General features: G+C 74.6%; 1 protein-coding gene. It reads left to right on the top strand.

Annotation, left to right across the window (positions count from 1 at the left end):
* The coding region (locus tag ABTU92_RS29240) for a hypothetical protein (protein ID WP_408095061.1) at positions 1-468 on the top strand (468 nt) is incomplete at both ends.

Here is a 468-nt window from a genome sequence, read left to right as displayed (position 1 = left end):
TGGCGCAGGCCTCGCGGGACCGCGGCGTCTCGGCGAGCGAGATGCTCGACCCGGCGTTCGCCCGACGGCTGACCGGCATGGCGACCGCCGGGACGGACGGCACGCCGACCCAGGATCAGGACCGCATCTACGGCGTGGTCCAGTTCCCGGAATCGGGCGGACGGCTCGTTGCGGCCGTCGATCGCGGCAAGGCGCTGGCCCGCGTCGAGGACAAGATCGGCCGCGGGGCACTCGTCTCGGCCGGCGCGCTGGCCCTCGCGGTGCTGCTCGCCTTGTCGATCGCGCGCTCCGTCGCCGAGCCGCTGGAGCGACTGACCGACGCCGCCCGCGCCGCGCGACGCTTCCAGGACGCCGACCTGCCGGTGCTGCGCGACTATGCCGAGGTGGAGTCGCTGTCGCAGTCGATGCAGGCCTTGCTTCGCGACAACCGGCATCGCGAAGCGGCGCTGCGCACCGCGCGGGCGGAGG

Origin of the sequence: Rhodoplanes sp. SY1 (assembly GCF_046000175.1) — a bacterium.
GTDB lineage: Bacteria > Pseudomonadota > Alphaproteobacteria > Rhizobiales > Xanthobacteraceae > Rhodoplanes.
Note: the sequence above shows the minus strand (reverse complement) of the source record. Positions and strands in the feature narration are given on the sequence as shown.